The organism is Megasphaera jansseni, assembly GCF_047974155.1.
In the GTDB taxonomy this organism is placed as follows: domain Bacteria; phylum Bacillota; class Negativicutes; order Veillonellales; family Megasphaeraceae; genus Megasphaera.
Genome location: NZ_JBHYRR010000032.1, coordinates 1 through 25,223, shown reverse-complemented (window position 1 = coordinate 25,223; position 25,223 = coordinate 1). Strand labels below are relative to the sequence as shown.

Here is a 25,223-nt window from a genome sequence, read left to right as displayed (position 1 = left end):
TTCCCCCTTTTATTTCGCATCGGAAATGACGCGTACTCGTTCAATCGTCGGTTTGCCGTTGCGGTCTTTCTGGATGGTGTCGATGCGGATGTACTGGAGTTCCGGCGAGAATTCTTTGACCAGTTTGCTCAGTTCCGGATCCGTGCTGCCCACACCGCTTTCGACGATGCGGTAGACGATGGCAGCAAATTCATAACGCGTCATCATGCGGTCGCCCTTGAATTCGCCATCGGGATAGCCTTCGAGGATACCTTTCTTGGCCAGCGTCGTGACGTACTGGTAAGCCCAATGGTTTTCAGCGACATCCGGGAAGAGCGTGCTCTTAGCCGGGTCGACAGCCATGCCGTGCATGCTCTGCAGTTTGGCAATAAGGGCATCCTGTTCAGCCATATGCTGGCGCATGGCTTTCATTTCCTTAGCCATGGCGACGCGGGATGTCGAAACGTGGTTGCCCTGGCCCAGCTTAATGCTGACACCGGCGTTGACCATGTTTTCCCCACCGCCGAAGGAACCGCCGACGCTGAACATCGTGTCTTCATTCGGACGATAGTAAGCACCGATAGCAGCCGCATTGGCACCGCGGTAATTACCGTAGCCAGCTGCGAAATCCCACTTGTCGTCCGGGTCGAAATCCAGCGGATGGAGCGCTGCCAAAGCAGCGGCACCGGCACCGACGCGGTTGATGCGGTTGCCCAGCTTGTTGACAGAACCACTGAGGCCGTTGATAGCCTGGTCACGCTGCCAGAGCTGGCTGCCGTTGACAGCATCGGTCGAATCCTTGCTGATTTTGCCCGGTGCGACGCCTTCAATCGTATTGCCGCCCATATTGACGTTGCCCTGCTGGATGGTGATGGCCTTGTGATTGTCATCGCCCTTGACCGTCAGGCCGCTGTTGTTGATGGTCGTGTCGCCCGTCGTAACGCTGTCCAGGCCTTTGAGGTCTTTGGCCAGACGGATGTTCAGTGTATCATCAGCACCTTTGACGATGCCAATATTATTTTCTTGGCTGACATCTTCCGCTTTGACGCCGCCCTGAATTTTCAGGGTATCGCCCATACCGACGGTTACGTCCTGGCCATCATCGCCCTGGAACTTACGGCCACTGTTCACCTTGTCGCTGACCGTCTTCAGCTGGTCTTCCGTAGCGGCACGGCCGCTCTGAATGTGTTCTCCATCCCACTGGGTGTTGTCCAGGCCATTCAGGTAATTCCCTTCTGCCGGGTTGCTGTCACCGGCCGTATTGGCCTGTTTGCCCAGTGTCAGTGTCTTATCGCCGGACCCAATGGTGACCTGGCCTTTGGAGCCGTCCACAGTAACTTTATTAGCCCCGTCACCGGCCGTGACTTTGGCGCCGTTGCCGTCGATGGAAACCTGTTTGGATACATCCGTTTCATCACCGAGGGTAATGCTGTCATTCAGGTTGACCGTATGGTCGTCCTTTACGGTAATGTTCTTACCACTCTTGGACTTGACCGCATCAGCCGCTTTGCTGGCTTCGTCTCCGGCAATCTTCTTCACGTCGCCGATGCTGGCCGCGTTGTTGTCTCCAGCAGTGGCATACTGCTTGCCGTCGATACCGCTGCCGATGTTGGTAATCTGCTTGGCCCCACCGTTGATGCCGTCTTTAGTGATGGTGATGTCACCAACTTTAACTTCGTTAGTCTTCACCCCATCTTTATCGATAGTCGTGTCGCCGGCCTTGATGCTTCCGTTGTTACCCAAATCCACATCTTTCTTCAGGGAGACTTCCAGGGCACCACCGTTGACCTTGGTTTCGATGTTCTTGCCATCGCCTTTGACCGTAACCGTCTGACCCAGGTCTTTCCTCACGGTGTTACCCGCTTCATCAGCCAGGCCAAAGCCACCGCCCTGACTCTGATTCGTGATGGAGCCAGCGACATCGCGGAGCTGACCTTCCGTAGCGGCCCGGTTTTCCGTCACATGGTCCTTATCCCACTTGGTGTTATCCAGACCAGTGATATAGTTGCCGTTGGCCGGATTCTTGGTATCGGAATTGGTCTGTCCGCCAATGGTGATTTTCTTGTCACCACCCACCGTGACCTTGGTAAAGTCTGGGGTATCGGTCATGACAATTTCCAGTCCATCTTTTGTTGCATTCTGGCGGACGCCCAGGTTCTTGCTGGATGCCTGGGCTACAGCGCCTTTATCCAATCCGCCCTTAATGGACAGGGTAGAATTCAGCTTCCGGATCACTTCCTGACCGTCGTTGCCCACGAATTTCAGACCGTCGTCCATGGTGGCGACTTCGTGGGTCTTACCATTGTGGTCTTCATAGACCACCCGGTCCATGCCGTCCTTACCATTGTTCCCATCGGTGCCGTCCACGCCGTTCTGGCCGTTCTGTACATGGATATCCGCACTGGCGTCCTTGCCATCCTTGCCAGCAGGGCCGGTGAGGCCGATATGGCCTTCGCTGCCGTCTTTCCCATCCTTGCCATTGGTAACGCTGATGGTGACCCCATCCTTACCGTCCTGGCCTTTCACAGAAATCCCGTCTTTGCCATCCTTGCCCGGTTCGCCATCATGGCCGATGACCACGGTGGTGCCGCCCTTGGTGTCCACGGTGACTTTACCGTCCTTGCCATCTTTGCCATCAGCGCCTTTCTGGCCGATGGCCAGATTGTCGTTGAGCTTGATGTTGTAGGTCGTCTTTCCATCTTTGGTCTTGGCTGCAATAAGGAGGTTCCCTTTAGAAGCATCGCTATAAGAACCATATGCTCCATCAGTTCCAACAGAAGCCGTTGTTTCACTGCTATCCTTGTCGTTGACTGTAACGGCAGTATGCTGACCAGCTGCTGTTTCGGCGTTTGTTTTAATGGTATCGCTGATTTTCTTTAACTGATCTTCCGTAGCAGCCCGGCCACTGACATAGGTCGGATTGCTTACATCCCAGTTCTTGTTGTCAAGACCGGTGACATAGTCACCAGCTGCAGACTGAGGTGTTTTACCATCTTTATCAGTTCCTGTGACAGTCAATTCACCAGCGCCAAAATTCTTGATGACAATCGGGTCACTTCCATCAGCAGCTCCACTATTCTTGCTGCCACCGACTGTCAAGTAACCATCCTGATGCAGGTTGATCTTATCACTCAGAGAAATCTTCACAGCACCATTGTCCACAGAAGTCCTGATATTGCCATCATCAGCTACGGTATTCTGATTCTTGTCATAGGTGCCATCGCCGCGAATCTGCAACGTATCGTTAAGCTTCTTGGCAACTGTCTTCGCCCCATCATCACCGGCAAACTTCAAACCATCATCCATGGTAGCCACGGTCTGGGGATTGCTGCCATCCTTATCGGTATAGACAATACGGGTAATATCCTTGCCATCCACGCCGGGTTTGCCATTCTTGCCATCGGCACCGGGCTGCCCTTTTTCCGTCTTGATGATGGTGGTGCTGTAGCCCTGTTTGCCGTCAGCCCCCGGCAGGCCATCTTTGCCGGTCAGGCCGATGGTGCCTTCCCGGCCATCGACACCGTCTTTGCCAAGAGTAACATTATCATTGAGTTTCAAGTCATAGGTAATCTTGCCGGTAGTACTATCTTTCTTCTGTGCCAGCAGCAGATTGCCTTTCCCTTTATCCGTATAGGCCCCCAGCTTTCCGTCAGCACCGGCTTCAGGAGCTTCCACGCCGCTATTGACTGTGACAGCCGTATGGGCAGAAGCAACGTTCTGTACTTTCTGCAGGTCGCCTACATTGACTGCATTGTTCAGCATATCACCGGCAGCATCTTTCAGTTCAACCTTATTGCCAGCTGCATCTTTCAAACCGCTGTCAACGTGGGTGATCTGATTGCCGCCATTGCTGAGGCCATTGTCTGTCAGCGATACAGCCGACTTTCCAGTGCCCAACGTAGACGGAGTGATCGTGATGCCATTGCCATCCTGAACCGTCTCGCTCGTCTTATTTCCCTTGTCATCCTTCGTTACCGTGGTGACACTGGTCAGGTCAGTGAGCTTTTTGGCGAGGCGGATGGTCAACGTATCCTTACCGTTTGAAACAACGCCAACGTTATTTCCTTTCGACAGATCATCCAGGTTTGTGACGCCACCGACAACATTGATCTGTTCATTGAGCTTACGGCTGAATGCATTCGCCTTCGCATCGCTGTCCTTCACATCGCCGACATATTTCTGGCCGTCATCCATCGTGGCGACTTCATGGGTAATAGTCCTGGGCGTGCCATCTTTGTCGGTGACGGTGGTCTGGTACTGAATGCGGGATGCCTGGTCTTTCGCACCATCTTTGTCGTCGCCTTGGACTTCGTTCTGGTTACGGTCAAGGGTAGCCTTGCCAAGAACAGTGGAGATATCGATATTGGCATTCTTACCGTCAGCACCCTTCGGGCCAGTCAGGCCGATATGACCTTCCGTACCATCTTTGCCATTTACAGCACTGATGGTGACCCCATCCTTGCCGTCCTGGCCTTTCACGGAAATGCCGTCTTTGCCATTCTTGCCCGGTTCACCATCGTGACCGATGACTACGGTGGTGCCACCCTTAGTTTCGACAGTAACTTTGCCATCCTTCCCATCTTTGCCAGCCACACCCGATTCGCCTTTCTGGCCGATGGCCAGCTGGTCATTGAGCTTTATGTTGTAGGTCATCTGGCCATTGTTATTCTTAGCGGCAATGAGCAGGTTGTCCGTGTCGGTGCCGGCATATTCGCCAAATACACCATCCCCGGCAGCAGCCTTTGTTTCATGGCCGTCTTTATCGTTGACCGTAACCACTGTATGCTTACCAGCTGTAGCTGCAGCATCTTTGACTGCATCGTTGACTTTTTTGAGCTGATCTTCCGTAGCAGCCCGGCCGCTGACATAGGTCGGATTGCTTACATCCCAGTCCTTGTTGTCAAGACCGGTGACATAGTCACCAGCTGCAGACTGAGGTGTTTTACCATCTTTATCAGTTCCTGTGACAGTCAATTCACCAGCGCCAAAATTCTTGATGACAATCGGGTCACTTCCGTCAGCGGCTTCACCATTCTTGCTGCCACCGACTGTCAAGTAACCATCCTGATGCAGGTTGATCTTATCGCTTAAAGAAACCTTGATTGTCCCGGTATCCGTATCAGCAGAAACCTGGATGTTGCCATCTTCTTTAGTCTTATGTGCAGCCGTGTCGTAGGTGCCATCGCCGCGAATCTGCAACGTATCGTTAAGCTTCTTGGCAACTGTCTTCGCCCCATCATCACCGGCAAACTTCAAACCATCATCCATGGTAGCCACGGTCTGGGGATTGCTGCCATCCTTATCGGTATAGACAATACGGGTGATATCCTTGCCATCCACGCCGGGTTTGCCATTCTTGCCATCGGCACCGGGCTGCCCTTTTTCCGTCTTGATGATGGTGGTGCTGTAGCCCTGTTTGCCGTCAGCCCCCGGCAGGCCATCTTTGCCGGTCAGGCCGATGGTGCCTTCCCGGCCATCAGCGCCGTCTTTGCCAAGCGTAATATTATCATTGAGTTTCAAGTCATAGGTTTCCTGACCATTGGTGGCAGTCGTGCGCTTCAAGTCGAGGTTGCCGCCGGTAACTGGTGTATTGTCTGCCGTTACCGCTTGGCCGCCGACTGTGACAATCGTATGCTTTGCATCGACAGCTTTGAGCTGGGCTACGTTGACGGCATCCGTATCCAAGGAGCCAGCCGCCACCCCAGTGATCTGCCGGGTCAGAGTACTGCCGTTGCCCACGGCGATGGCATTGGCCTTGGAAACCCAGGCGGCAGATGTTTGGGTCGTTTCCGCCCCGGTGGCGGCATCATACCCTTTGACACCGCTCTGCCGGTCAGCTACGGATCCGCTGCCCAGTGCCACCGTATCCGCCAGTTTGGCCTGGGCATCTTTGCCGATAGCAACAGCATTCTCTGCCGATTCTGCTACCGTGCCACCCAGAGCCGCCAGGGAGTTCTTAGCCACTGCCGTGGAGCCGATACCAAAGGCCGTAGAGGCTTCGCCGGAAGCTGTAGAATTTTCGCCAAAGGCCGCAGCATTTTTCCCGCTGGCCGTAGAATCACTGCCGAAAGCGGTGGCACTTTCCCCGCTGGCCTCCGTCCGTTCACCAAAGGCCGTAGCATAGGTACCGCTGGCTACGGTGCCGACTTTTGTTGTCGTACCATCTCCATTATCGACGACTTTATCTCCGCCGCCCCAGGCTGTGGCATACTGACCGGTAGCCTGGTTCTTATTCCCGAAAGCAGTGGCTCCCGTGTTGGAAGCAACACTTTCATTGCCAAAGGCCGTAGCATCGTTGGCACTGGCAAGGGTCCGTTCTCCAAAAGCCAGGGAACGACCGCCAGTGGCTTTCGTCCCATTGCCGAAAGCTACGGCATTCTGCCCCAAAAGATTACCTTGTTTATCTTTCTCAGTAGAACCAGCCTGGGTATTTTCCCCAAAGGCCAGGGTCCCTTCGGCAATGGCCTGTGTTCCTTCTCCAAAAGCTACCGAAGCAACGCCGCTGGCGGTATTCCCTTTTTGGTCTTTATTATATCCGCCGCCAAAGGCCAGTGAATTTTGGCCCGACGCCGTATTGTACTGTCCAATAGCGGTGGCACCGATTCCATCTGCTACGGCGCCCGTACCAAGAGCAATAGAATCTTGGCCTTTTGCGGTTGCCCCGTTACCGACGGCTACTGAATGGGCACCCGTTGCCGAGGCACTGACACCGGCAGCCAAGGCATTATCGCCGGAAGCTCCCCCATTGTTATAGTTGGTATCTGTACCCGGATTTACAGATTTCACACTGTAATCATGTACACCGCTGCCGCCGGTACCGCCACCGCCGCTGTTATTGACCAGGCTGACCACCTGTTTCAACTGGGCTACGTTGACAGCATCGGTATCATCCTTACCAGCTGCCACATTGGTAATCTGGCGAGTCTGCTGTGCAGTTTGAGTTCTTGTCGCATTATCCCAGTGCGATGCACTGCCTACGGAAATAGGTCCAAGAGTCGAATTCCAGACTGGGTCTTTTGTGGAACTATTGGCATCGCCGTGAGCAATTCCTTTTGCCGATGGATCATAGCCACCTTGATGATTAGCTCCCTGATTCTGTTCCACATAAGACTGACTCCCCAAAGCCACTGCATCCTGAACATTCAACGCTACCGAAGCGTTAGCCCCCATGGCCACGCTACGCTGTGCGCCATCGTTGATGACAGCATTATAGCCGATAGCAACAGCACTACCACCGCTATTGCTTGTCTTGGAGCTGGCTGTACTAGCCTTGGCCCCGATGGCGATGTCATAGCCTGCCATAGCCTGTGCATTCGTACCGATAGCGATAATACTACCATCTTTGTTCGTCGCTACATCTTTATTATTTCCCGTATAGGCCTCATAGCCGATGGCAAGACTCTGGCCGTTTTCTGCGTCGGCGCCTTTACCGATAGCAATGGCTCCATTTATCCCTTGAGTATTATTATTGCCAATCGTGGCTCCGTGACCAAAGGCAATAGAATCCTGGGTCATGGCCTTTGAACCTGTGCCAATGGCAATGGAATCATTTGCTCCGTTATTATTGTTCTCATTAGAATTGACAGAATTCCCAATAGCGATACTGCCATCGTGGAGAGCACTGCTGTATTTGCCAATGACCAGGGCATTCTTTTCAGACTTATTCCCGAGGCCTACGGCTATACTATAATCACCGCTCTGATTGTCCAAATTGATAGGATTACTGTTTCCCGGATTATGGTCCATAGAAATCTTATTTCCGACACCTACGGCCATGCCGGAAATTTTATCAATGCTATTCTTATCGCCAGCGGCTAAATTATAATCGCCTTTAATCGTATTCTCTGAACCAAAGGCATGGCTTTCATAAGCTTTCCGTTCGCTGCCACTCGCCTGGAGCGCATCGATCGTATTCTGGTAACCGATGGCACTGCTGTAATCGCCATGAGCCGTATTATTGACCCCCATAGTTGCCGTATAATACCCGTTGGCATCATTAGTATGGCCGATGGCCGTGCTGGCGTACTTGGCCTTGTTGTCCTTGCCGATAGCCACGCCCATGTAGTCGGTCACGCTGTTTTCCCCAATGGCCACGCTGTATTCCTTGGCATAGGACTGATGCCCGATGGCCACAGCGGACCGGCCTTCAGCCGTCACATCGCTGCCCAGAGCCACGGCATCGGTGGAATCGATGAGCCGAGGAACAGTCAAAAAGGAAGTTTTGATATAATTCCCATTTGTATCTTTGACATACTGTCCGTTGCTGTCCTTGACATATTGAGGGGTCGTAGTAATGCGCCCTTGTTCATCCAAATAATAATATGCAGCATCTTGATCTCTCGTTAATTTGCCATAAGCATCTACATAATAGCTGCCCACAGAATTCAGGACCTTAGCCTTGTTGCCGATGGCCGTGGAACGGTCTCCTTCGGCCACATTATCCACGCCTACCGCGGTAGCCCCACTGACGTAATAAGACTGGCGTGTCCTATCGTCATTCAAATAATTAGCAACACTATTATAAACGTTCAAAGCTTGATTATAAGCTTCCTGGTTATAATTATAGTCTGCTAATGTCGGACGTTTTGCCCGGACGTTATACTCATCATCCATGTACTGGCCGGGAGTCAGTTTATAGACTTCCACCTGTTTGTCATCATAGGTGTTTGTGTTGGGATTATAGACCTTTACCGTGATCCATTCCGTATCCAGTTTCTGATAGGCATAGGAATCATCCCCACTGATGGGCTTCTTGGTTTCCGTGGAATGGGTAAATTTGCCCACGCCGTTACGAGTCCCCATGACCACATTTTCCGGCTTACTATCCACCCTGGCATTGCCGGTCTTGGAGTCCTTCTGAATAGGAACGACTTCATTGTCCTTGCCCATGATCAAATTGCCTTGGGAATCATAAGTAGCATAAGCATCTGTTCCCTGAGCGGTTGTATTATTCTTGTTTTCAATATTCACCGCCTGATTGGCAGACGGGTTCCCGCTGTTCGTAGCTGCCGCTGCCTGAGCCCAGTCCGGGGCAGCAAGTAGCGATGTCGTCAGGACAAAGGCTGCCAGAACGGCAGCTTTACGACAGCATCCGCTGCGGCTGCGGCGTACGTGGCCGTCGTCATGGCTCTTGGCCAATTCCGACACGACAACGTAGCAATTTCTTGCTTTACTCCAGATAATTTTAAAGATCTTATTCATAGGGCATCCCCTCTCTCTGAATATATTTCATAAATAATATATGAAATTTCCGTGCCAGTATCAGAAAAACAGGCATCATTACGTCAGTTATGCAATTCTCTTATTTTTATATAACGCAATAAAAGTGTCTTGTTGTTGCGAAACGCAACGGTTTTGTGACAAAAATCAGTCAATTGAGACAAAAGGGGGTGGTAATAAAAAAAGGAGCTGTCGCATTAAGACAGCCCCTTTTTACGTTGGTCGTAGGTCGTTCATCGTTCGTCATACGGGATTAAAATATCGCCCCATCACGAGGAACGATGAACTACGAACGAAAAACTTTTACGTTTAGGTGACCTTGCATGATGGTCGCTACTTTCGCGCTATATATCCTTTTTTATTTTGATATTTTTGCCGCATGCGGTAAATCGTCGAGCGGCTGATATTTAGTTCTTTTGCGATTTCGGATATGCTCTTGCCTTCTTGGTACATTTTTTCGATGTATTCATAGGTCATGTCCTTCAAGTTCCGGTCACGGTCCCGTTTATCCGGTATGGCTGGCGGGTTGGGCATAACCCAGGCCAGGTCCGATAAGGTGATTGTTTTCCTGCTGACGACTAAGGACAGGCGTTCGAGGGTATTGGCCAGCTGGCGGACATTGCCCGGCCAGGGACGGGTCTGGAAATAGTCGATGACGTCTTGGCCCAGCTCATGGTGCCGTCCATACTGGACATTAAAACGCCGGAGCAGTGCCTGGGCTACAACGGCAATATCCGTACGGCGCTGGCGTAAGGGCGGGACGTGGATGAGCAGGACGGCCAGGCGATAATAGAGGTCCAGCCGGAAGTGATGGTCCTGGACAGCTTGTTCCAAATCCTTATTGGTCGCGGCAATGATGCGGACGTCGACGGGAATGGCCTGATGAGAGCCGAGGCGGCGGATACTGCGTTCCTGCAGGACCCGCAATAAATAGTTCTGCAAGTCATAGGGCATGTCCCCGATTTCATCGAGGAACAAGGTCCCGCCATTGGCCGCTTCAAAAAGGCCTTCACGTCCTTCACGACGGGCCCCTGTAAAGGATCCGCCCGTATAGCCAAAGAGTTCACTTTCTAAAAGACTCTCTGACACAGCACTGCAGTTGATGGCAAGGAACGGCCCCTGCCGCCGGCTGCTCATATTATGGATAGCCTGAGCCAGCATCTCTTTCCCCGTCCCCGATTCTCCCGTAATGAGGATGGTCGATTCGCTGGCCGCGTAAATCCGGGCCAGGCTTTTGACCTGTTTCATCATCGTTGAAGATCCGATGATGTCATCTAAATGGTAATAAGCCGTCATCCCCCGCGGCGAAGAAGGCTTCGTCCGTTGCGACAATCTGGACTGGCGCAGGCTCCACAATACTTTGAAAAAAGCCCGTACCAGACCGCCCCACTCGGGCTGCAAAGGGATAAATTCCATCCCTTCAGCGCGGACGTAGTCCTCAACACCGGCACTGCCAACCAGCCATTGGATACCGGAAAGTGCCGCCTGATGAACAGCAGCCCGCAGGGCCCGTTCATCCGTATCGGAGGCCAAACAATAAAAAGGGATATCCATGGCTTTGAGCTGCAACGCTAAATCATCATAATAGTCCCGCAGCGAAAAAGGGATGATTACGCCGCATAAAGTACCTTTCGGAGCCTGCCGAATACAATTCAGCAAATCGAGGACACTGGGCTGGACGACAAAAATCCGTTGTTGTGGATAGACTGCGGCGATAGCCGATGCCATGGGTTCCCACAAAATGACAGCATCACGGCCAGCCTGGATACTCTTCCGGAGCCGGGCCGCTGCATCAGCCATGCTGCCATCAATCAGATCAATCTGGGCCAGCTTACGTTTATGGGTCGTCTGAAGAAATTGTTCAATTTTCTTATATAACGGGAGCGACAGAGCAACAATGGAAATCTTAAAAATTTCTTGTACCCCCCCCCATATTTTTTGTTGTATTCATAGCCTATTCTTAATCTTTTAAGTGTCGTTCTTTTTCCCTATGAGTATAGCTTATGCTTTAAATTGAGATAGGCTTATTATATCATGCAATTATAAAATATTTATTACATTTAATAGCAAAATGTTATATACATTTCTGTTTAATTTATATTTAATTAATTAAATTATATGATATTTCAGTACATTTATAATATAATGTATAATGAAGAGTGTACGTTCTAGTACGAAAATTTTATAATTAGAACGCACAAAAAAAAGCCGTTACAGGAAGCAAAATCACTTCATGTAACGGCCTTTTTTTTGCGGCTTTGAATAATTCTCCTAGCAAACTGCACATATCCTGACGGACTCGCCACGTGCGAACCCCTACAGTATATGACTACAAACGCTATACATAAACTATCTTTGAAAGAACTGGCGCGCTGCGGCTTCGTCCTTCTTCATCTGGGCGACGAGGTCGTCGGCGCTGGCGAAGGTTTCTTCGCCGCGGAGGCGCTTGCGGAAGCGCAGGCTGACTTCTTTGCCGTAGAGGTCGTCGTTCCAGTCGAGGACGTGGGTTTCGATGCGGCGGTACTGGTTCTCGAAGGTCGGGTTATCGCCGATGTTAGTCATGGCCGGATGGCCTTTGCCGTCCCACCACAGTTCGGTGATGTAGACGCCGTCCGGCGGGATGGCCATGTTGATGGGGATGAGCATATTGGCCGTAGCGAAGCCGATGGTCCTCCCCCGCCGGTCGCCGGGCACGATGGTGCCGGTCAGGGCAAAGGGACGGCCCAAGAGGTTCTCGGCCGTTTCCATATGGCCCATCTGGATGAGCCGGCGGATGACGGTGCTGCTGATGGGCGTCGTCCGGCCTGGCCGTTCGAGGAGGGTCAGGGCGACGACGGGGATGTCATACTGGCTCATGAAAAACTTCATGGTCTCCGTATTGCCTGCCGCCTTGGCACCATAAGTGAAGTTCGAGCCGACGACGATAGCCGACGGATGGATATAGGTCAAGAGGTTCTGGCAAAACTCTTCTGGCGATTCCTGCAACAGCTGCTGGCTCATAGGCAGCAGCACCAGGCCGTCGATGCCGACGTCTTCGATATATTCGGCCTTCTGGCCGATGGTAGCCAGGCGCAGCGGTTCTTTGGCCGGGCATAATACAGACAGCGGATGGGCCGTAAAGGTGACGACCATGGTTTTCACACCGCAGGCAGCGGCCCGTTTGATGGCCGTCTTCATGACCATCTGGTGGCCCCGGTGGACGCCGTCAAAGGTCCCAAGGGCCACGACGGCTCCGGTAAAGCCGGTTATTTCCTGAAAGGAGTGGAATATTTCCATCGTTAGTTACCTCACAATCCCTCTGCGAACATCTTATGAGGCCGCAGGATATGGTGTTCCCCGTCGTAGCGGGCAATGCCCATGAGCCGTTTATCCGGCCCGTACACGCGGATGACGTCACCATCGGCCAGGTGTGGTCCGGCAAAGGGCACGGGACGGCCCTGGAGCAGGAAGGCACACTGTTTGGCGGAACAATTCGCCTTTTTGAGATTCTGGATAGCCATATCGGCTGGCCGGACATAGGCCATGGGATCCCGTTCCAATTCTTCCAGCGTCGCCGCATCGTCGATGGTGAACAGCCCGGCCTGGGTGCGGACCAGATAGGTCATGCAGGCGCAGGTCCCCAGGGCCTGGCCCAGGTCGCGGATGAGGGAGCGCACATAGGTCCCTTTGGAACAGGTCACGGCAAAGGTGCCGCGCCGGCCGTCGAAGGAGAGCAGGCGCAGGTCGTGGATGGTCACGTGGCGCACGGGCAGGGTGAAATCGACGTCCTGCCGGGCCAGTTTATAGGCTTTGACGCCATTGACGTTGATGGCGGAATATTTGGACGGAGCCTGTTCGATGTCGCCCACGAAGGACGCCAGGGCGCGGCGCACGTCGTCGGCCGATAAGGCCGGTACGGCTGCCGTTTCGACGACGGTCCCCGTGCTGTCTTCCGTATCCGTCGCCAGTCCCAGGGCGAATTCGGCATGGTACGACTTGATATCGCTGTCGCCGTATTCGATGAGGCGCGTCGCCTGGCCGGCATAGACCGGCAGGACGCCGGCCGCCAGGGGATCCAGGGTACCGGCGTGCCCCATCTTCTTCATGCCATAGATACGGCGCAGACAGCCGATGACGTCGTGGCTGGACATGCCCGTCGGTTTCAGTACATTGATGATTCCGTGTATCATAGGCGCTTTTCGATTTCCTTTACGATGAGTTTCTTGGCTTCATCCAAAGGCTTTTCCAGCGTACAGCCGGCAGCGCGGACGTGGCCGCCGCCACCGAAGACAGCGGCTACGGCATTGACGTCCATGCCTTTCGAGCGCAGGCTGACCCGCGTTTCCTTATCGCTGACGTATTTGACCGTAAAGGCCACTTCCGACCCTTTGACGTTGCGGGCATAATCCATGTACATCCCCGTGTGTTCGCCAGTGATCTTGAGGACTTCCGGCGTATAGGACAGGCAGGAAATGCGGCCGTCATCGAAGAGTTCCAGGTGTTCCAGCACCTTGGACAGGGCCTTCAGTTTTTCCAGGGACCGGGCATCGAGGTGTTCTGAAATGAAATCGGGCCGGGCGCCGTGATCGACGAGGAGGGCTGCCATGCGCAGTGTATGGCCTGTCGTATTGTTGAACTTGAAGAAGCCGCAGTCCGTGGCGATAGCCGTATAGAGGGCATCGGCCATGGCGACAGTCCATTCGCCATGCCACAAGTCAAAAAGGAAGGCCAGGATTTCGCCTGTCGCCGCACAATCGGGCCGGACATATTCCCACTGGGCGAAATGCTCGTTGGAAATATGATGGTCGATGTTGAGGACCTTGCCGCGGACCAGCTTTTCAGCCTGGCCGATGCGGCTGAGGCCCGTCGCATCGAGGACGACAGTCAGCCAGGAATCATCCGTTTCGACCTGATCCGGCTTGTTGATGTACTGCAGGCCGTCGAGGAAGTCATAGCGGTCGTCGATGTCGTCGTCGATGACCATGACGGCCTTCTTCCCCTGCAGCTGCAGCCAGTGCCACAAGGCCAGGAGGCTGCCGATGGCGTCGCCATCGGGACTGACATGGGCTGTCAGCAGGATCTTATCGTAATGGCGCAGTAAGGTATAGATTTCCTGAGCCGAACAATTCATGGGTATCAGTCCTTCTTTTCAATGTCGCGAAGAATCTTATCAATCTTCATCCCGTAATCGAGGGATGTATCTTCTTTAAACACAATGGTCGGCGAATAGCGGATACCCAGGCGCTTGCCGACTTCCGTGCGGATGTAGCCGGTGGCGCTCTTCAGGGCTTTCAGTGTTTCCTGCTTGGCTTCGTCGCTGCCGAAGAGGCTGACGTAGACCGTCGCGTCGCGCAGGTCGCCGGTGATGCGGGCATCGGTGACGGTGACGAAACCGATGCGCGGATCCTTTAATTCATTCAGGAGCATCTTCGATACTTCCTGTTTGATAAATTCCTGTATCTTGCGTACTCGTAATTCTCCCATAGTACGTACCTCCCTTTATTCGGGTTCGACTTCGACCATTTCGTAGGCTTCGATTTCGTCGCCTTCCTTGATGTCGCGGTATTTTTCCAGGGTAATGCCGCATTCGTAGCCGGCCGGGACTTCCTTGACATCATCTTTGAAGCGGCGCAGGCCGTCGATTTCGCCTTCGTGGACGACGATGCCGTTACGGATGAGGCGGATCTTGGACGTGCTGGTGATCTTGCCTTCCTTGACATAGGAACCGCCGACGATGACTTTCGGCGTCGTAATGACTTTACGGACTTCGGCACGGCCGACGATCTTTTCTTCGTATTTCTTTTCCAGCATCCCTTTGATAGCGGCTTCGACGTCGTTGATGGCATCATAAATGACGCGGTACATACGCATGTCGACTTTTTCATGTTCTGCCATCTTGCGGGCTGCTGCATCGGGACGGACGTTGAAGCCGATGATGAGGGCGTTCGATGCCGAAGCCAGCATGATATCCGATTCATTGATGGCGCCGACGCCGGCATGGACGATGGAGATGCGGACTTCGTCGCTCTTGATGCCCATGAGGGACTGGCTCAGGGCTTCGACGGAACCCTGGACGTCGCCTTTGATGATGAGGGGCAGTTCCTTCAATTCACCCTGCTGGATCTGGTTGAACAGGTCATCCAGGGTGACTTTGGCATTGACGTGGAGTTCGGACGAACGTTTCTTTTCCAGCCGTTTTTCAGCAACGGAGCGGGCCGTCTTTTCGTCGGTGACGTTGAGGATGTCGCCGGCTTCCGGTACGTCGTTGAGGCCGAGGATTTCGACCGGGATGGACGGTTCAGCTTTCTTGACGCGTTCGCCCCGTTCGTTGTTCATGGCGCGGACCTTGCCGAAGCAGGTACCGACGATGATCGTATCGCCGACGCGGAGGGTCCCCTTCTGGATGAGGACGGAAGCGACCGGGCCGCGGCCTTTATCCAGTTTGGCTTCGATGACGACGCCCTGGGCCGGACGGTTCGGGTTGGCCTTGAGGTCCTGTACTTCTGCCAGGACGAGGATATTTTCCAAGAGGTCATCGAGGCCGATTTTCTTGTGTGCCGAAACGGGAACCATGATGGTATCGCCGCCCCAGTCTTCACTGACCAGGCCGTATTCTGTCAGCTGCTGCATGACGTGTTCCGGATTGGCGCTTTCTTTATCGATCTTGTTGATGGCGACGATGATCGGGACGCCTGCCGATTTGGCATGGTTGATGGATTCGACCGTCTGCGGCATGACGCCGTCGTCAGCTGCGACGACGAGGACGGCAATATCCGTGACCTGAGCGCCGCGGGCACGCATGGCCGTAAAGGCTTCGTGGCCCGGCGTATCCATGAAGGTGATCTTCTTGCCCTGGTAGCGGACCTGATAAGCCCCGATGTGCTGGGTGATGCCGCCGGCTTCGTGGCTGGTGACGTTGGTCTGGCGGATGGCGTCGAGGAGGCTCGTCTTGCCGTGGTCGACGTGGCCCATGATGGTGACGACAGGCGGACGGGTCTTGAGGGTTTCCGGCGGGTCGATGATTTCTTCGATTTCCGTCGGGTCTTCCGGCGGAGCTTCCTTGGTAACGGTGACGCCGAATTCATCGGCAATGAGGGATGCCGTATCGAAGTCCAGTTCCTGGTTGATCGTAGCCATGATGCCGCCCATGAGGAGCTTCTTCATGACTTCACCGACATCGCGGCCCAGGCGTTCGGCGAAATCCTTGACGATAATCGTTTCCGGCAGTTCGATGGCCGTCGGGTAATTCTTCTTCTTCGGTGCTTCCGGTGCAGCCGGTGCCTGATGCTTCTGGTTGCGCTTGTTCTTATTGTGCTTGCCTTTGTTCAAGACGTTGGACAACAGCGTATGGGGACGGTTGCCGCCGTTATTCTTGTTATTATTGCGGTTGTTCTGACCGCCGCGCTTGTTCTTATTGCCACTGCGGTTGTCATTGCCGCCCTGGGAATGACCAAAATACTTGGTGCGCTTGTTGTCGCCCTGCTGACCCTGGCTGCTCTGGCCGCCGCTTTTGTGGCTGTTCTGCGGACGATTGCCCTGGTTCTGGCCCTGGGCGCTCTTGGCAGAACGGTTCGGCTGGTTCTGCGCATTGCCCTGGTTCTGGTGTTTCTTATCGTGATTCTGGTTATTCTGTTTCGGCGTATTGCCCTGTTTTTTGTTTTTGTTCTGTCGGCTCGTTTCGTTCACTTTTCGGCTAGTTCCTTCCCCTGTCTGTTTATTTTCCTGTTTATGTCCACGCTGTGCTTCCCCTTTGGCACCCTTCTTGAAGGATGCGTCGAGGATGGACTTCATATTGGCGTCAATACCGGTGAAATTACCGGCTTTGATGTGATGATCTTCCAGCGTCTTGATTACTGTCTTTGCGGGAACGCCGTATTCTTTTGCGGCTTCGTATACTCGTTTCGTCATCTAGTTACCCCCTTCTATTCATCACGCTTCACTTTCTCTATGGCCCCGGCAAACCCTTTGTCATCGATGAGGATGATGACGCTCTGGGCTTTGCCGACGGCACTGCCTAATTCATCTTTCGTATATGTATCAACGACGGTGATCCCCTTCCGCTCCGCCAGGCGGCGATACTTCTCGACGTTATCGCTGCCGCCGTCGGAGGCCAGGAATAAGAGCGGGACGCGCCGGCGCTTCAATGTTTTCTGTGCGGCTCCATCACCGCAGACGGTCTTGCCGGCCCGGCAGGCAAGGCCGAGGAGATTCAGGACTTTATCGCTCACAGCAGTTCCTTTCGCAGCTGTTCATAGATTTCGCTGGACACTTTCGTCTTCAGGGACCGTTCCAGGCGATGTTCTTTGTAGGCTTTTTCCAGGCATTCGCTGTTCGGGCAAAGGTAGACGCCGCGGCCGGACTTCTTGCCGGTCTTGTCGATTTCGACGGTGCCTTCCGGCGTGCGGACGACGCGGATCATTTCCTTCTTGCTCTTCTGTTCCTGACAGCCGGCACAGACGCGCATCGGAGTCTTTCGGGTCTTCATAGCTTATTCTCCTTCCGTATCGACTGCACCTTCGTCCACTGCCGGCATGGCCAAATCGCTGAGGATGTCGATGTCTTCAGCCGGTTCGCTGTCCTGCTGGTTTTCAGCCTGGGCAGCCAGTTCGGCCGCCTGGCTTTCGCTCTTGATGTCGATCTTCCAGTTGGTCAGTTTCGCAGCCAGGCGGGCGTTCTGGCCGGCCTTGCCGATGGCCAGGGACAGCTGGTAATCCGGTACGACGACGCTCGACGATTTTTCGTCTTCGTCGACAGTGACCGAAATGACCTGGGCCGGACTGAGGGCATTGGCGATGTAGACGGCCGGATCTTCATCCCATTTGACGATGTCGATCTTTTCATTCTGCAATTCCGAGACGATGTTCTGGACGCGGGATCCTTTCGGACCGACGCAGGCGCCGACAGAATCGACGTTGGCATCGCGGGAATAGACGGCGATCTTGGAACGGCGGCCCGGTTCGCGGGCGACGGATTTCAATTCGACGACACCTTCGTAGATTTCCGGTACTTCCAGTTCAAAGAGGCGCTTCAAGAGGCCCGGATGGGTCCGGGATACGAGGATCTGGGCGCCTTTCGTCGTCTTGCGGACTTCGACGACATAACACTTGATGCGCTGGCCGACGCTGTACGTTTCTGTCGGAATCTGTTCCGATGCCGGCAGGATGGCTTCGGCCTTGCCGAGGTCGACGTAGACGTTGCGGTTCTCGATGCGCTGGATGATACCCGTGATGATGTCGTCCGTACGGTCCGAGAATTCATCATAGACGATGTTGCGTTCGGCTTCGCGCAGGCGCTGGATCATGACCTGTTTGGCAGCCTGGGCGGCGATGCGGCCGAAATTGTCCGGCGTGACATCGACGTTGACGACGTCGCCGACTTCGTAATTGACATCAATGAGGCGGGCCTTATCGAGAGAGATTTCCGTATGCGGATCTTCGACTTCGTCGACGACGGTCTTGGCCGCCTTGATGGCATAGTCACCGGTCGAACGGTTCAGTTCGACTTCGGCCGTCGGATTGGCATCGGGTTCCTTCTTGTAGGCCGTGATCAGGACGGCTTCCAGGGAGTCACAGATGACATCAGGAGATACGCCTTTCTCTTTGGATAAGTAAGCAATAGCATTGAGCAATTCTTTATTCACGTTAATAACCTCCACTAAAAATCAATATGCAAACGGACTTGCGATATTTCTTTCATGTCTATCTTATCTTCACGGCCGTCGACCTGGACGATGAGATGGTCGTCGTCCGTCTTTTTGACGAGGTCTGCCGTCAGGTCCTTGACGCCGTCGCGGGCCTTAAAGAAATGGATATCGACGGACCGGCCGGCATAGCGGACGAAGTCCTTGTCCTTCTTGAGGATGCGGTCCAGTCCCGGCGACGATACTTCCAGGAGATAATTGTCGCTGATTGGGTCCTTTTCGTCGAGGACCTTGCTCAGCTTCTCGCTGACGGCCTGGCAGTCTTCCAGGTCGACACCGCCTTCTTTATCAATGAATACGCGCAGGTACCAGTTCCGTTCGCGCACGTATTCGACGTCGACCAGTTCCAGATCCGTCCCTTCAATAATCTGTTCTACTTCCTTGGCAATCAAATCTTCAATGTGTTCACGTCTCATCGTATTCACCAGCTTATCTTCAAAATTTCCTACAGGTAAAAGTTAAGAGTGGGCTTTCACCCACTCTTCGCATCTAAACATCTAAATTACTTTTAGTATACCACTGTCTGCTCATTCTGACAACGATTTGTCCCGGTCGGCAGCGATTTCGTCGAGGACGGGCAGGAGGCGTTTCCGCAAGGCTTTCTCCAGCTCCTTCAGGGACGACGTATCGAAGTCGTGGACCAGGTTCGGGAAGTTCTGTATCCGCCGTTCGGCAAAAAAATCGTCGCGGAGGACGTTGTACATCAGGGACAGGCCGCTGCGCGTCGCCGCGTCGTAATAAGCCAGGATCATGTAGGACCCGTTGATGATGCGCACGGCATCATTCGGTTTGACCAGGCGCCGGAAGCCCTGATAGCTGTCGGGCAGAAACTCATCCCATGCGACGTCCGGGACGCCCTTGTTCTTGAGGATGACGCTGAAATTAAGGCTCCGTTCGACGTAATCGTCGTGGATGATACGGACCAGGCGTTCTTCGACCATGGACCGGAAGAGGTCGAAGGAATCGGTGATGAATTCGATAAGGGCGAATTCCAGCATGCCGATGTCCGTCCGGATGGAAAATTCTTCCGATTCGGGGTTGAAGATGGCCCGCACGGTCCAGCCGTTTTCCTTATTCTCATAGGTGAACAAGCGGTACTCGACGGGCTTGCCGTCTTTCTCGATCATGCGATATTCTTCCAATAACTGAAAATCTCCCACTGAAAGTGGGAGAACAGTCGTGATATTCCATTGTTTGAGTGTTTCAATCAATGTAGCATCCATAGTAATAATGGTGCGGTTGGCGGGAGTTGAACCCGCACGATCGAAGATCACTGCCGCCTGAAGACAGCGCGTCTGCCATTCCGCCACAACCGCATAACTCAGAAATCGTAAAGCTGTTTGTAATGCTTTTCGTTCAGCAAGACTATTCTAACATATTCTCGCGTTTCTGAAAAGGGGATTTTTTCAATTTCTTGAAAATTTTTCGTCCAGCCATATTTCCGGATCCACGAGTCGACATGTCCCCGGCCGGCATTATACGCAGCCAAGGCCAGTACTTGATTCCCGTCGTATTCCTTCAATAAGTAGGCCAGATACCAGGTTCCCAACCTGATGTTTGTACGGACGTCGCTGAGTTTTTCAGGCGTGTAGTCGGTCATCCCCATTTCATCGGCAATCCATTGCGCCGTGTCGGGCATGATCTGCATGAGGCCATGGGCACCGGGTTGGGAAGCTGCCCGTTCGTCAAACTTGCTTTCCACTAAGATGACGGACGCCACCAGGGCGGGGTCGACTTTGTCTTCGTAAGCATACTGCCGGACCAGATAATCATACTGGAGGGGGTATACGAACTTCCGCATGACATCATCTTTCCAAGAATAAAAGTACGATGCGGACAGACATATCAACAATGCCGCTATGATGATTTTCCCTTTGGTACTTGCTCTTTTTCTCAACGTCTTCTCCCTACCCTTTGATGCGGTCCATCAAGGCCTGCCATGCGACGAGTACCTGTTTCTGCGTCTCTTCCGGAGAGCCGGTATTGTCGATGATGACCTGTGCTAAAGACCGTTTTTCGTCGATAGGAAGCTGTGCATGAATCCGTGCCAGTGCTTCACTTTCGGAATAGCCGTTCCGCTTCATCAGCCGCGTAAGCTGCGTTACCGGATCGACGTACACCAGCCACGTTTCGTCAACGTACGAATCGTATTTTACCTCATAAAGCAGGGGCATGTCAAGGAAAATGACAGGATTTTTTTTATTTTCTTCGATTTTTTTGATTTCCCCGTCGATGCCGGCATGGATGAGGGGGAACAAAATGGCTTCGAGCTGCGCTTTCTTCGCCTTGTCGCCAAAGACGACGCTGCCGATGTAGGCCCGGTCCATGGAGCCGTCGGCCAAGATGGTCTTCGGGCCAAAAGCTGCGGCGACGGCTGCAAGTCCCTGCGAGCCCGGTTCGACGACATCGTGGGCGATGACGTCGCAGTCGACGATGCCGGCCCCCAATTCGCGCAGCATGGTGACGACCGTACTCTTGCCGGAGGCAATGCCGCCGGTCAGGCCAATATGTAACATAATAGAATCGCTCCTTCCGTGAAATCGTTTCTTTCATTATAGCCGTTCACGGCCTGTCTGTCCATGCCCTGCTGGCCGGGCCATTTCCTTGATTTCTCCTCTCCCGTCCGATAAAATAAGGTTGCTAATCAAATTTCTAAAAAAGAAGGTGTTCACCTATGATGCGCGCTTTATTTCTTTTATATGCCATCTGGGGTTTCAACTGGGTCGTCATGAAAACGGCCAACGCTTATTTCCCGCCCGTCCTGTTCGTGGCCTTCCGGTTCCTCATCGGCGCCGCCGTCATGCTCTCGGTCTGCGACTGGCGCCGCATCCCCTTCCCGGAGCGGAAATACTGGAAGTGGATCGCCGCTACGGGCATCCTGCAGATTGCCGTCAACAATGTCTGCATGCAGATCGGCATGTATTCGCTGACCGCCGGCGTCGTCTCCGTGTTGAACTACACCATGCCCGTGTGGATGGCTATTTTGGCCCAGTTCTTCCTGCAGGAAAAGCTGACGCTTCGGAAGATAACCGGCATCGCCATCTGCATCGCCGGCCTCTTCGTCCTCATGGATATCCATGACTTGGGCAATATCACGGCCGTCTTCGTCGTCCTCGCCGGGGCTGCGGCCTGGGCGGCATCGGGCATCATCCTGAAACTTCACCTCCAGGACAGCCCGCCCCTGCAATACTCGGCCTGGCAGATGGTCGTCGGCTCGCTTTTGCTCTTTATCGTCTCCCTGGTCATCCCCCAGCCGCCGATCCGCTGGACAGCCACAGCTGCCGCCTGTCTGCTCTATAACGGCATCCTGGCTGCAGCTGTCGGATTCTTCTTATGGAATTATCTCCTGGCCCACATGGAAGCCGGCAAGGCCAGCGTCGCCATCCTGGTCGTCCCTGTCGTCGGCGTCGTCAGCGGCATCCTCGTCCTGGGCGAAGCCTTCACCTGGCATACGGCCCTGGGCATTCTCCTGGTCCTGGGCGGCGTTCTGCTCATCGTCAAGCCCCGGCGGCCGCGCCTGTCTATGACGCATTAAGGTAAAATGACATATGTCACAGAAATGTGAAAAGATAGTAAATTGTCATTTCCTTTATGATTTATTTAGAAACTTCCTGTATACTATATAGTAACGTATATATATAGGAGGTATTCTATGACTGACGCACTTCGCCGCCACCGGCGCTTTCTGATGGGCCTCTTCATCGCCGCTGCGGCCTTTTTGTACCTGGCCCATATCGGTTCCTACCATCTCATCGAGCTCGATGAAGGGCGCTATCACCGGGTCGCCATGGAAATGGCCCTCTCCGGCGACTATGTTACGCCCCATTTCGATTATATGCCGTACTTCGAAAAGCCCATTTTCCAATACTGGGTCACGGCCCTTTCCATGGAGCTCTTCGGCTTCCGCGAGTTCACCGGCCGCATCCTGCCGGCCCTGACAGGCCTGGGCAATGTCTTCCTGGCCTTCTGGCTGGCCAGGACCATGTACAACCGGCGCACGGGCATCCTTGCCGCCGTCATCCTGGCTACGTCGGCGCTGCAGCTCATCGTCGCCTCCATCGGCGTCATGGACATGGCCCTGACCTTTTTCATCGACGCCTGCCTAGTATCGTTCTACGTCTTCGAACGGACGGAGAATAAGAAGTACCTGCTCGTCTTCTACGCCGCCATGGGCTTCGGCATGCTCACGAAAGGGCTCATTGCCATCGTCTTCCCCTTGGGCATCCTCTTCTGGTATGCCCTGCTCAGCAGGCGGCCGCGCCTCTTCCTGAAGCTCTTCTACCTGCCGGGCATCGTCCTCTTCCTGGTCATCGCCGTGCCCTGGTATTACTTGGTCTGCCAGAAAAATCCCGACTTCTTCTATTTCTTCTTCATCCGCGAGCACTTCCTGCGCTTCGCCACGAAAATGCACGAACGCTTCCACCCCTGGTATTACTTCGTCCCCGTCCTCATCGCCGGGCTCATGCCCTGGACGGGCTTCGTGGCAACGTTCTTCAGCAAAGACGGGATTTTCCGCAAACCCGGTTCCCTGCGGCATAAGCAGGACCTGCTGCTGCTTTCCCTCTGGGCCGGCCTGATCTACGTCTTTTACAGCATTTCCGACTCGAAACTGCCGACGTACATCCTGCCCTGCTGGCTGCCCTTATCGGTTCTCCTGGCCGCTTCGCTGGAACGGTGCCGTCAGGAAAAGCGCTGGCTCTGCCATAGTTTCCTCATCAACTCCATCCTCTGCCTGCTCTTTACGGCAGCCGGCATCGTCTACCTCACGCATACCGATTTTCTGACCGTGCCGGACTTCATCCGGAACGGCGGCCTGCTCATCGCGTCGCTCCTCATCGGGACCCTGGCTGCGGCCTGGGTCTGGCAGCGGAAACGGGATTTTCTGGCCGTCCTGGTCATCCTCAGCTGCATGGCCTACGGCTTCGGCCTCGGCGCCCATCAGGTACAGGGGCAGATTCACGACCACCAGACGGCCTATACGGTCAGCCAGGACATCCGGGCGATGCATGTTCCGGCCAGCACGCCGATCATCATGTACGGCTCTTTCATGCCCGGACTGGTCTACTATCTGGACCGTCCCATCGCCGCAGCCAATTTCATGGGCGAACTGGAATTCGGCATCTATCACACGGACCGGACGGGCATGTACTACGGCAGCCAGGAATTGTATGACCTCTGGAACAGCAGCCGGCCGGCCGTCGTCGTCGTCCAGCCGAAATACCGCGACGAAGCCCTGCGCGTCCTGGGAACGGCCCCGGCACAGCGGCTGGATGTCGAAGACTATACGGTCCTCCTGAACCGGGCCGCCGCCGGAGGTGACCTGCGATGAAACAAATTGATATCCTTGTCCCCTGCTACAATGAAGAAGCTGTCCTGCCCCAGTTCTATCAGCGGACCCGCGCCGTCATCGACAGTCTGCCGGACTACGCCTTTACCTTTATCTTCGTCAACGACGGCAGCCGCGACCAGACCCTGCCCATCCTGCGCCATCTCCATGAAACGGACCGGCGCGTCGCCTACGTATCCTTGTCGCGCAATTTCGGCAAGGAAGCGGCCATGCTGGCTGGCATGGATTACGCCGAAGGCGATGCCCTGGTCATCATGGACGCCGACCTCCAGGACCCGCCGGAACTGCTGCCGGAAATGATTGCCTGGTGGGAAAAGGGCTATCGCGACGTTTCGGCCCGCCGCCGGCGCCGCGAAGGGGAAACATTCTTCAAGAAGTGGTCGAGCCACGTCTACTACCGCCTGTTGAAGAAATTATCCCCCGTCCCGGTCCAGGAAGACGTCGGCGACTTCCGCCTCCTGGACAAGCGCTGCGTCAAGGCCCTGTGCAGCCTGCGCGAATGCCAGCGCTACACCAAGGGTCTGTTCAGCTGGATTGGCTTCGAGAAAAAGGAAATCCTCTTCGACCGGCCGGCCAGAGCCGCCGGCAAGACCAAATGGAACTACTGGAAACTCTTCAACCTGGCCGTCGACGGCATTACCAGCTTCACGACGGCGCCGTTGCGCATCGCAGCCTTCACGGGCTGCTTTCTGGCCATTGTCGCCGCCTTATACCTCTTGTTCATCGTCTTGCGCACCCTGATTTTCGGCGAAGACGTCCCAGGCTATCCGTCCCTCATCTCCCTCATCCTCTTCATCGGCGGCGTCCAGTTCACCTTCATGGGCATCCTCGGCAAATATGTCGGCCGCATCTATAATGAAAGCAAAGGCCGACCGCCTTACATCGTCGGAGAAAGTACGCGGGAAAAGAAATCATAGGATTCAAAAAAAGGGGCTGTCGCATTAAGCCATTTTGGCTTCGTGCGACAGCTCTCTTTTTTTGCTCTATTTCATCTTTCTA

General features: G+C 54.2%; 17 protein-coding genes and 1 tRNA gene. 3 read left to right on the top strand and 15 right to left on the bottom strand.

What is annotated here, in order from left to right; genetic code table 11:
- Nucleotides 1-9: 9 nt before the first annotated feature.
- The 15 genes from ACE418_RS11265 to coaE all read right to left on the bottom strand — a co-directional run bounded on the left by ACE418_RS11265 (nucleotide 10) and on the right by coaE (nucleotide 21,393).
- Nucleotides 10-9,180 carry an ESPR-type extended signal peptide-containing protein gene (locus ACE418_RS11265; protein ID WP_416450693.1) on the bottom strand — a complete coding sequence of 3,057 codons (9,171 nt, stop codon included), beginning with the start codon at nucleotides 9,178-9,180 and terminating at the stop codon, nucleotides 10-12.
- Nucleotides 9,181-9,531: 351 nt separating this feature from the next.
- Nucleotides 9,532-11,088 (bottom strand): sigma 54-interacting transcriptional regulator, encoded by a 1,557-nt coding sequence (locus ACE418_RS11260; RefSeq protein WP_416450704.1) that lies wholly within the window; start codon nucleotides 11,086-11,088, stop codon nucleotides 9,532-9,534.
- 459 nt (nucleotides 11,089-11,547) lie between these two features.
- Complete coding sequence (locus ACE418_RS11255) at nucleotides 11,548-12,474, bottom strand: bifunctional riboflavin kinase/FAD synthetase (protein ID WP_416450692.1); 927 nt, start codon at nucleotides 12,472-12,474, stop codon at nucleotides 11,548-11,550.
- Between the two features lie 11 nt (nucleotides 12,475-12,485).
- Entirely contained in the window at nucleotides 12,486-13,367 is an 882-nt protein-coding gene (truB, locus tag ACE418_RS11250; protein WP_416450691.1) for a tRNA pseudouridine(55) synthase TruB, read from the bottom strand.
- Nucleotides 13,364-14,308, bottom strand: a complete 945-nt coding sequence (locus ACE418_RS11245) for a DHH family phosphoesterase (RefSeq protein ID WP_416450690.1) — start codon at nucleotides 14,306-14,308, stop codon at nucleotides 13,364-13,366. The genes truB and ACE418_RS11245 overlap by 4 nt, the downstream gene beginning before the upstream one ends.
- A gap of 5 nt (nucleotides 14,309-14,313) precedes the next feature.
- Nucleotides 14,314-14,661: a 30S ribosome-binding factor RbfA gene (gene rbfA / locus ACE418_RS11240; protein ID WP_072982909.1), complete on the bottom strand. Its 348-nt coding sequence runs from the start codon at nucleotides 14,659-14,661 to the stop codon at nucleotides 14,314-14,316.
- Between the two features lie 15 nt (nucleotides 14,662-14,676).
- Complete coding sequence (gene infB, locus ACE418_RS11235; protein WP_416450689.1) at nucleotides 14,677-17,085, bottom strand: translation initiation factor IF-2; 2,409 nt, start codon at nucleotides 17,083-17,085, stop codon at nucleotides 14,677-14,679.
- Between the two features lie 14 nt (nucleotides 17,086-17,099).
- Nucleotides 17,100-17,405 (bottom strand): L7Ae/L30e/S12e/Gadd45 family ribosomal protein, encoded by a 306-nt coding sequence (locus ACE418_RS11230; RefSeq protein ID WP_292261028.1) that lies wholly within the window; start codon nucleotides 17,403-17,405, stop codon nucleotides 17,100-17,102.
- Nucleotides 17,402-17,662 carry an RNase P modulator RnpM gene (gene rnpM / locus ACE418_RS11225; RefSeq protein WP_416450688.1) on the bottom strand — a complete coding sequence of 87 codons (261 nt, stop codon included), beginning with the start codon at nucleotides 17,660-17,662 and terminating at the stop codon, nucleotides 17,402-17,404. The genes ACE418_RS11230 and rnpM overlap by 4 nt, the downstream gene beginning before the upstream one ends.
- Before the next feature lie 3 nt (nucleotides 17,663-17,665).
- Nucleotides 17,666-18,817 (bottom strand): transcription termination factor NusA, encoded by a 1,152-nt coding sequence (gene nusA / locus ACE418_RS11220; protein WP_416450687.1) that lies wholly within the window; start codon nucleotides 18,815-18,817, stop codon nucleotides 17,666-17,668.
- Nucleotides 18,818-18,831: 14 nt separating this feature from the next.
- Nucleotides 18,832-19,293 (bottom strand): ribosome maturation factor RimP, encoded by a 462-nt coding sequence (locus tag ACE418_RS11215; RefSeq protein WP_416450686.1) that lies wholly within the window; start codon nucleotides 19,291-19,293, stop codon nucleotides 18,832-18,834.
- Nucleotides 19,294-19,404: 111 nt separating this feature from the next.
- Nucleotides 19,405-20,019: a hypothetical protein gene (locus ACE418_RS11210; RefSeq protein WP_416450685.1), complete on the bottom strand. Its 615-nt coding sequence runs from the start codon at nucleotides 20,017-20,019 to the stop codon at nucleotides 19,405-19,407.
- 89 nt (nucleotides 20,020-20,108) lie between these two features.
- Nucleotides 20,109-20,193: transfer RNA gene (locus ACE418_RS11205), tRNA-Leu, on the bottom strand.
- Nucleotides 20,194-20,198: 5 nt separating this feature from the next.
- Complete coding sequence (locus ACE418_RS11200; RefSeq protein WP_416450684.1) at nucleotides 20,199-20,774, bottom strand: lytic transglycosylase domain-containing protein; 576 nt, start codon at nucleotides 20,772-20,774, stop codon at nucleotides 20,199-20,201.
- A 10-nt stretch (nucleotides 20,775-20,784) separates the two neighbouring features.
- Entirely contained in the window at nucleotides 20,785-21,393 is a 609-nt protein-coding gene (gene coaE, locus ACE418_RS11195; protein ID WP_416450683.1) for a dephospho-CoA kinase, read from the bottom strand.
- 158 nt (nucleotides 21,394-21,551) lie between these two features.
- Here coaE and ACE418_RS11190 point away from each other — a divergent pair, with 158 nt between their 5' ends.
- The 3 genes from ACE418_RS11190 (at nucleotide 21,552) to ACE418_RS11180 (ending at nucleotide 25,141) form a co-directional block, all read left to right on the top strand.
- Nucleotides 21,552-22,412: a DMT family transporter gene (locus tag ACE418_RS11190; RefSeq protein ID WP_416450682.1), complete on the top strand. Its 861-nt coding sequence runs from the start codon at nucleotides 21,552-21,554 to the stop codon at nucleotides 22,410-22,412.
- Nucleotides 22,413-22,529: 117 nt separating this feature from the next.
- Nucleotides 22,530-24,206: a glycosyltransferase family 39 protein gene (locus tag ACE418_RS11185; protein WP_416450681.1), complete on the top strand. Its 1,677-nt coding sequence runs from the start codon at nucleotides 22,530-22,532 to the stop codon at nucleotides 24,204-24,206.
- On the top strand, nucleotides 24,203-25,141 hold the full coding sequence (locus tag ACE418_RS11180; RefSeq protein WP_416450680.1) for a glycosyltransferase family 2 protein: 939 nt from the start codon (nucleotides 24,203-24,205) through the stop codon (nucleotides 25,139-25,141). The genes ACE418_RS11185 and ACE418_RS11180 overlap by 4 nt, the downstream gene beginning before the upstream one ends.
- The last annotated feature ends 82 nt before the right edge of the window (nucleotides 25,142-25,223 follow it).

Coding starts and splice junctions, on each gene's coding strand:
- ACE418_RS11180 (WP_416450680.1), top strand. CDS start 24,203: ATGAAACAAATTGATATCCTTGTCCCCTGCTACAATGAAGAAGCTGTC.
- rbfA (WP_072982909.1), bottom strand. CDS start 14,661: ATGGGAGAATTACGAGTACGCAAGATACAGGAATTTATCAAACAGGAA.
- ACE418_RS11255 (WP_416450692.1), bottom strand. CDS start 12,474: ATGGAAATATTCCACTCCTTTCAGGAAATAACCGGCTTTACCGGAGCC.
- ACE418_RS11215 (WP_416450686.1), bottom strand. CDS start 19,293: ATGAGACGTGAACACATTGAAGATTTGATTGCCAAGGAAGTAGAACAG.
- ACE418_RS11265 (WP_416450693.1), bottom strand. CDS start 9,180: ATGAATAAGATCTTTAAAATTATCTGGAGTAAAGCAAGAAATTGCTAC.
- coaE (WP_416450683.1), bottom strand. CDS start 21,393: ATGTTACATATTGGCCTGACCGGCGGCATTGCCTCCGGCAAGAGTACG.
- truB (WP_416450691.1), bottom strand. CDS start 13,367: ATGATACACGGAATCATCAATGTACTGAAACCGACGGGCATGTCCAGC.
- ACE418_RS11190 (WP_416450682.1), top strand. CDS start 21,552: ATGATGCGCGCTTTATTTCTTTTATATGCCATCTGGGGTTTCAACTGG.
- ACE418_RS11185 (WP_416450681.1), top strand. CDS start 22,530: ATGACTGACGCACTTCGCCGCCACCGGCGCTTTCTGATGGGCCTCTTC.
- infB (WP_416450689.1), bottom strand. CDS start 17,085: ATGACGAAACGAGTATACGAAGCCGCAAAAGAATACGGCGTTCCCGCA.
- rnpM (WP_416450688.1), bottom strand. CDS start 17,662: ATGAAGACCCGAAAGACTCCGATGCGCGTCTGTGCCGGCTGTCAGGAA.
- ACE418_RS11245 (WP_416450690.1), bottom strand. CDS start 14,308: ATGAATTGTTCGGCTCAGGAAATCTATACCTTACTGCGCCATTACGAT.